Here is a 7,324-nt window from a genome sequence, read left to right as displayed (position 1 = left end):
CCAACGTTCTTCTGTCCACGGTCGGCCCGAAGGTGATCGACTTCGGCATCGCCCGCGCCCTGGACGACGCCGGCGGCGGCATCACCCGCTCCAGCCAGCTCATGGGCACGCCTTCCTACATGGCGCCGGAGCTGATCCTGGGCGAGCAGGCCACTCCGGCCGCGGACATCTTCGCCTGGGGCTGCCTGGTGGCGTTCGCCGGCATCGGCGAGGCGCCCTTCGACGCGGCGACGGTGCCCGCGGTGCTGCACAACATCTCCTCTGCCGCTCCCAAGCTGGACGGGTTGGACCCGAGCCTGCTGGAACTGGTCGGGGCGGCACTGGACAAGAACCCCGCCAACCGCCCTTCCTCCCAGCAACTGCTGGCCAGGCTGACCGGTCAGGAGGACCCGGAGGAGTCGGAGATACGACGGACCATCAGCACCTCCTGGGCCCCGCCCAGCAGTGCTCCGGTGGCGGGCACCCCGCCGCCGGAGGAGTCCGGTCCGCAGCCTACGGCCGCGGTCCCCGGCGACCAGAGGCGGACCCCCGCTCCGGCCGTGCCGCCCACCATGGCGCAGCCGGCCTCGCCGAACACCCAACAGATGCACCAGGCCGGGCCGGGCCCCCAAGGACGACCCGGGTTCCAGGGGCCGTCCGGGGCCCAGGCCTTCCCACAGCGACAGGCCCACCAGCAGGGCCCGCAGGCTCCGACGGGGATGCACGGCGCCCACCCGCAGTCGGGTCCCCAACACGGCCAGGGGCCCTATGGCGGGCACGCTCCGGCCCCCGGACAGGGCCGGCAGTGGCCCAACGGCGGCTACGCACAGCCCGCGTACGGGATGCACGGCGGCCCGGGCGGACCCGGTGTTCCCAGCGGACCGAACGCCCCCGGGCGACCGGCGAACGGCGCCTCCGGCGGCGGCCGCCGCAAGCTCATGCTCATCGGCGGTGGTGTGGCCGCGCTGGCCCTGATCGCCACGGTCGGTGGCGTCGTGCTGTTCTCCGGTTCGGAGTCCCCTCCGGAGAACACCACGAGCATCTACACGACCGACTTCGCCACGGACCCCGATTGGCCGAGCGCCAACAAGTTCGACCCCGACTTCTCCGGGCTGAACTCCGTCGGGTACTGGGACGAGCAGAACGCCATGGTGCTCTCGCTCGACTCGTCGTTCGAGGACGGTCAGGGCGCGGTCGTCCCCTCCGGCGGGGAGACGCCCCCACAGGTCCTCATCAGCTCCACCATGGCGCCCCTCGCGGGCCCGGGTGAGGCGACCACGGGCGCCTACTGCTGGGGGCAGGAGGATGAGGAGGGCAGCATGTACGAGGCGCAGGTCCGCCTGGACGGCGGCGAGGCGCAGATCCGTCGGGTGACCGAGGAGAGCGGCAGTACCGCGCTCGCCTCCAGCACCGAGATCGAGGGTTTCCGAACCTACGACCTGTTCGACGAGGAGAGCGAGGTCTCCGGGCTTCCCTACGAGGCGAACCTGACCGACCTGGTCACCAACAACCTCAAGTTCTCCTGCGAATACGTGGCCGAGGAGGGCGATGACCCGTACATGGACCTGCGCCTGTGGATCAACGACGAGCTCGCGCTGAGCACCGTGGACGACCAACCGCTGCCCGACAACTCCGACCTGGACGACGACGAGCGACGCCTGATCGGTCTGATCCAACGGGCCGCCTCCGGCAACGACCCGATCACCGTGGCCTACACCGACTTCGCGCTGTACCGCATCGACACCGAGTAGGGAATCCGTCCTCCGTCCCACCCGGATCCCAGGTCGACGTTCCATCCCGGCGGCGGGCGCGTTAGCGTCGGGGCCACGGTCACCGCGACAGGGAGGACGAGACGACATGCGCGCCATCGTGATAGAGGAGTTCGGCGGACCCGAGGTCCTGCGCCCACAGGAGATCGACGACCCGACCCCCGGCCCGGGTCAGGTCCTCCTGGACGTGGCCGCCCGAGGCGTCAACTTCATCGACGTCTACCAGCGCAGCGGCGTCTACAAGGTGGACCTGCCGTTCGTTCCGGGCATGGAGGCCTCGGGCACGATCGCGGCGGTCGGTGAGGGCGTCACCGATCTGAAGGTGGGACAACGCGTGGGCTGGGCGATGGCCTCCGGCGGGTACGCCGACCGCGCCACCGTCGACGCCGGCCTGGCGGTCCCCGTCCCCGACGGGGTCTCCGACGAGCAGGCCGCCGCGCTGCTGCTCCAGGGCATGACCGCCCACTACCTCACCTGTTCGGTGCACCCGGTGGCCGAGGGCCAGACCATCCTGGTGCACGCCGCAGCGGGCGGCACCGGGCTGCTCATCACCCAGCTGGCCAAGGCCCGGGGCGCCCGGGTGATCGGCACCGTCTCCACGGAGGAGAAGGAGGCCGTCGCCCGCGCCGCCGGAGCCGACGAGATCATCCGCTACACCAAGACCCCGGTGGCCGAAGCCGTCCGTGACCTCACCGGAGGCGAAGGTGTCTCGGCGGTCTACGACGGCGTCGGCAAGGACACCTTCGACGCGAGCCTGGCCTCGCTGCGCCCGCGCGGAGTCCTGGCCCTGTTCGGGCAGTCCAGCGGCCTGGTGGAACCGGTGGACCCGCAGCGGCTCAACAGCGCCGGTTCGGTCTATCTCAGCCGTCCCTCCCTCGCGCACTTCGTCACCGACCGCGAGGAACTGCTGGGTCGGGCACGCGACCTGTTCGAGCTGGTCGAGCAGGGCCGCCTGGACGTGCGCGTCGGCGGTCGCTACCCGTTGGAGGAGGCGGGCCGGGCGCACGAGGACCTCACCTCGCGCGCCACCACCGGCAAGCTGCTCCTGGTCTGAGGACACACGCGATGGCGGTGACCGCCCGTTGTCGGGGCGGCCACCGCCATCGTCGCCATCTCGCTCTGATCGGCCTCACTCCTGCTTGCGCGGGGAGGGGGTCGAACCCATGTTGGCCCCGGCCCGGCGAACGTCGTCCCGGGCGTCGGCGACCGCCTTCTCGGCGGCCTCCGCGGCCTGCGCCGCCGCCTGTGAGGAGGCGGACCGCGCCGGGTCCGGGCCGGTGATCTGCGCGGGCCCCGTGTCCTTCTCCTCCTCCTGTCCCTTCTCGGTGGAGGGGGTCGTCTTGGCGGCGTCGCCGGCGAAGGCGTGCGTGACGTTCTTGACCGCCTCGGTGAACTCGCCGGGGATCACCCAGAACGTGTTCCCCTCGCCCTGGGCCAGGCTCGGCAGGGTCTCCAGGTACTTGTAGGCGAGCAGCTTGGCGTCGGCGTCGTTGGCGTGCACCGCCTGGAAGACCTGCTCGATCGCCTTGGCCTCACCGTCGGCGCGCAGGATCGCCGCCTGCTGGTCGCCCTGGGCCTCCAGGATGGCCTGCTGGCGGGCGCCCTCCGCCTTGAGGATGCGGGACTGGCGTTCACCCTCGGCGTGCAGGATGGCCGCGCGCTTGTCGCGGTCGGCCCGCATCTGCTTCTCCATCGCCTCCTTGATGGTGGGCGGCGGGTCGATCGCCTTGATCTCGACCCGGTTGATGCGGATGCCCCACTTGCCGGTGGTCTCGTCGAGGACCCCGCGCAGCCGGGTGTTGATCTCCTCGCGGGAGGTCAATGTGCGTTCCAGGTCCATGGAGCCGATGACGTTACGCAGTGTGGTGACGGTGAGTTGGTCTATGGCCTGGATGTAGTTGGCGACCTCGTAGGCGGCCGCCTTGGGCTGGGTCACCTGGTAGTAGAGGACGGTGTCTATGTTGACCACCAGGTTGTCCTCGGTGATCACGGGTTGGGGACGCGAGCTGAAGACCTGTTCGCGCAGGTCGAACTTGGAGTTGACCCGGTCCACTCCCGGAATGATGAAGTTCAGTCCGGGGTCGAGGGTACGGATGTAGCGGCCGAAGCGCTCGATGTTGTAGGCGCGGGCCTGGGGCACGATTCGGATCGCCGACAAGGCGATGGCGACCAGGAGAACGGCGATGATGATGAGCGGTATCGCAGGATCCATCTTCTGCACCTGTACCTAGGTCGATTGGTGGCTGTGCGGCTCGGTTTCGGATGGTCGTGGCGGCCGGGTTCAGTCCGCTTCCGGGCGGTCCTGTCCCGGCCGGGTCTGGTCGGGGCCGTTCGGCTCCATGGGTTCGGGCAACGCCTCACGCGGATAGACCAGGGCGGTCGCCCCGTCGATCTCCACGACGTCCACGTGCGCGCCCACCGGGATGACGAGGTCCTCGTCGATGGATCGCGCCGACCACTCCTCCCCGCTGAGTTTGACGAGTCCGTGGTCGGCGTCGACCGGTTCCAGGACCAGGGCGGAGCGCCCCACCAGGGCGGCCGTGCCGGAACGGACGTCCGGGCCGCGGGCGATCTGCCGGTCCATGATCGGTTTGACCAGCCAGACCCCGGCGGCGGAGGCGGCGGCGAACCCGATGATCTGCACGACCACCGGTAGTCCCAGGGCCCCCAGGAGGCCGGCGACCAGTGCGGCGGTGGCCAGCAACCCCAGGACGAAGGTCAGGGTGAAGAACTCGGCGGCCCCGAGGGCGGCCGCGAGGATGATCCAGATCAGCCAAGCAGGCATGTTCCTGTCGGCCCTCCCGCTGTGGTTTCGGGTAGTCCTTAAGCTACCCGCACAACACCGGCGAACCACAAGAATCCGGCAATGGATACAGGATCGCGGCCCGTGGCGGGATGCCACGGGCCGCTCTCGTCCCTCATCTGCGGGCGGTGGGCGTCACCTACCGCCGGAGAACTCGTAGACCAGCTGGTAGGTGGGCCGGTTCTGCCAGGCGATCGGCCACATGTCGATTCCGCCCACCGACTGGTGGATCACGGTGTCGGCGCACAGCTGGTCGCCGGCCGAGCAGTGCTCGTCCCCGGGGTAGACCTCCTCCGCCGGGGTTCCCACAGCCTCGGCGAGGCTGTCCAGCAGCACCGTTCGGCAGTCGCCCAGGTCACCCTCGCCGCAGTAGGCCTGGTCGCCGAGCGCGCCGTCGACCTCCTGGTCCAAGGCGGTGCGCAGGTCCTTGTGCACGTAGGACCACCAGCCGTACTGGAACGCCGAACCGCGGTGCGGCTGGCCCTGGTCGACGCCGCCCGGTTCGCCGCCGCCGATGGATCCGGAGGGCGACTCGTCGACCTGGACGGCGCGGGTCAGCTCCTCGTACAGGCCCTCCCCCAGACCGGGTTCGAACTGGGCCCGCACCAGGATCGGCCACCAGGCGTCCAGCACCCGGATGGCGTCGGCGTGCTCGTAGTACCCGGCATCGCGTTGGGGCTCGCGGCGCAGAGCACCCGAGTCCGCCCAGGCGCGCAGGGACTCGACCGTCTCGGTGAGTTCGGGGTCGTCCACCTCCGCGGTGTCGATGACCTCCAGCAGCAGCGGAAGGACCTGTTCGGCGCGCAGGTCGGCGACCCCGGCCTCCATCATCGTGCCGGCGAGGGAGGCCGTGGTGAAGCGGTGTCCGTCCTCGATGAGCCCGAAGACGCGACCGTCCAGCAGGTCGTTGCGGTGCACCGAACCGGTCGACCAGTCCGACGTGTAGCCCTGGGCCGGCTTGTTGTTCCAGTTGACGATGTAGTCCGGGTTGATCTGCTGCGGGTGGTCGGACTGTGGGTGGTAGTCGGCCCCGTTGGTGGCCGGGTCCCAACCGGACCAGCCGGCGTCGGAATAGGCGTCGATGGGCAGGTTGGGGTCGGTGCCCTCGGTCCGGACCGGGTTGTCGCCGGAGTTGATGAACGCGATGTCCTGGTCGTCCACGTAGTGCCAGTTGAACGCGTAGGCGATGTCGTAGGCGGCCTCGGTGAAGGTCTCCGCCGAGGTGATCAGGTCGGGGTCGTTGAACTTTTGGAATCCGAGGATGGAGTCGACCTCGCGCATGTAGGTGGACCGCAGCTCGGTGAAGGCCACCGGCTCTCCGTCGACGGTGGCGAAGGAGCTCACCAGGCCGTGTTCGGAACGCAGCGAGGTGAGCGTGTATCCGCCCTCCTCGGTGCCGTCGGCGATGGTGGGCGTCCAGTCGTTGCTGACGCTCAGGGCCTCGAAGTCCACGCAGTCGCCGGAGGAGTTCACGTAGGAACGCGAGGCGGTGGTGGGCTCGGAGCCGTCGGTCTCGCACAGGTCCACGGCGAAGGTGTCGGTGATGTCCTGGCCCGCCGAGGTGGCGCTCCAGGCGTAGTCGACCCCGCGCCCCATCTGGACGTAGAAGCTCACGCCGGCGAAGGAGGCGCCGCGGGCGCTGATACCCGGTCCCTGGAGTTCCTGGAGCATGAGCAGCTGCGGGGAGAAGTACCCGGTCTGCGGGCCCATCACCGCGACGGGGTTACCGCTCTCGGTGTGCTCGCCGGACACCAGCAGGGCGTTGGACATGCCACGAGGGTCCATGAAGCCCTCGGGGAGAACTCCGTCGTCGAAGATGCCCTCGGCCGCGGACATGTCGCCCTCCTCGACCATCTCCTCCAGTTCGGCCTGTTGGCCCTCGGTGAGTTCCTCCACCGTGGGCGCGTCGGGCCCTGGGGCGTCCGGGGCCTCGGTGGCGGAGGCCTGGGATGCGGCGTCGGGGGCCGCCGAACCGTACTCGTCGTGGACGATGTCGTAGGGCTCTACCGAACCCGGGTCGGGGACGACCTGGCCGACCGGGTCGTCGGGGGTCTGGGAGTAGGGGAACTCGCCGTCGACGGTCACGGTGGCCTCGGGGTCGTTCTCCATCCGCCACGCCCGCCAGAGCTCCAGGCCCTCCTCGGCGCCATAGCGATCCTGGAAGTTGGCCAGGACGATCGCGGACTGGACCTCACCGCCGCCACCGCCGCCGAAGATGCCGCCGACCATCGCGGCGATGCCCACGACGTCCGTGGTGGTGAAGGGTTCGATCTCACCGGAGTTGGTGATGGCGTCCTTGTGCCCGGTCAGCACGTACTCGCCGGGGAAGTAGCGCCCGCTGTCGGCCTCTTCGATGTAGGCGTTGACGCCCTCCAGGTAGGAGTCGACGTCGGCGAGGGCCTGCTCGCCGCGTTCGCCGCCCTCGCTCGCGATCCGGTCGATCTGGGCCTGCTTGTCCTCCTCGGTGTAGGGGGCGGTGGCCCACAGGTCCTGTTCGAGACCCCGGTTGCCCTCCGCGCCGCCGGCGAAGGAGGTGAGCTCACCGCGGCCGACCCGGCGCAGGATGTCCATGAGGAAGAGACGGTCCTCACCGGCCGCGTACCCGGCACCGAACATGGTGCCCTCTCGGGTGGTGCCGGTGATGTGCGGAATGCCGTGCGCCGCGTCACGGACGATCGTGACGTCCTCGCGTGGCCGATACTCGCGGTCGACCTCACCCTCGTCGACACCGTAGGAGGCGTCCTGGAAGAAGTCGTCGAGACCTTCCTCGGTG

General features: G+C 69.8%; 5 protein-coding genes. 2 read left to right on the top strand and 3 right to left on the bottom strand.

Translation table 11 applies throughout. From position 1 onward, the window contains the following. Together K8V84_RS08545 and K8V84_RS08540 are read left to right on the top strand one after the other, a co-directional pair. The coding region (locus tag K8V84_RS08545) for a protein kinase (protein ID WP_304072703.1) at window positions 1-1,730 on the top strand (1,730 nt) is incomplete at its 5' end. Between the two features lie 106 nt (window positions 1,731-1,836). Beyond that, window positions 1,837-2,802 carry a quinone oxidoreductase gene (locus K8V84_RS08540; protein WP_304072700.1) on the top strand — a complete coding sequence of 322 codons (966 nt, stop codon included), beginning with the start codon at window positions 1,837-1,839 and terminating at the stop codon, window positions 2,800-2,802. Window positions 2,803-2,877: 75 nt separating this feature from the next. Here K8V84_RS08540 and K8V84_RS08535 read toward each other — a convergent pair whose 3' ends face one another. From K8V84_RS08535 to K8V84_RS08525, 3 genes are all read right to left on the bottom strand, one after another. Next, window positions 2,878-3,960 carry an SPFH domain-containing protein gene (locus K8V84_RS08535; protein ID WP_304072698.1) on the bottom strand — a complete coding sequence of 361 codons (1,083 nt, stop codon included), beginning with the start codon at window positions 3,958-3,960 and terminating at the stop codon, window positions 2,878-2,880. A gap of 69 nt (window positions 3,961-4,029) precedes the next feature. After that, window positions 4,030-4,533, bottom strand: a complete 504-nt coding sequence (locus K8V84_RS08530) for an NfeD family protein (RefSeq protein ID WP_304072696.1) — start codon at window positions 4,531-4,533, stop codon at window positions 4,030-4,032. Window positions 4,534-4,686: 153 nt separating this feature from the next. Then, window positions 4,687-7,324 (bottom strand): penicillin acylase family protein (locus K8V84_RS08525; protein ID WP_304072693.1); only part of this gene is annotated, 2,638 nt, incomplete at its 5' end.

Source organism: Nocardiopsis listeri, from assembly GCF_020741345.1.
GTDB classification, from domain to species: domain Bacteria; phylum Actinomycetota; class Actinomycetes; order Streptosporangiales; family Streptosporangiaceae; genus Nocardiopsis; species Nocardiopsis listeri_A.
This window is presented reverse-complemented; position numbering and strand designations above follow the sequence as displayed.

Bases quoted from the DNA above. Each gene is read 5' to 3' on its own strand.
- K8V84_RS08540 (WP_304072700.1), top strand. From the start codon at position 1,837: ATGCGCGCCATCGTGATAGAGGAGTTCGGCGGACCCGAGGTCCTGCGC.
- K8V84_RS08535 (WP_304072698.1), bottom strand. From the start codon at position 3,960: ATGGATCCTGCGATACCGCTCATCATCATCGCCGTTCTCCTGGTCGCC.
- K8V84_RS08530 (WP_304072696.1), bottom strand. From the start codon at position 4,533: ATGCCTGCTTGGCTGATCTGGATCATCCTCGCGGCCGCCCTCGGGGCC.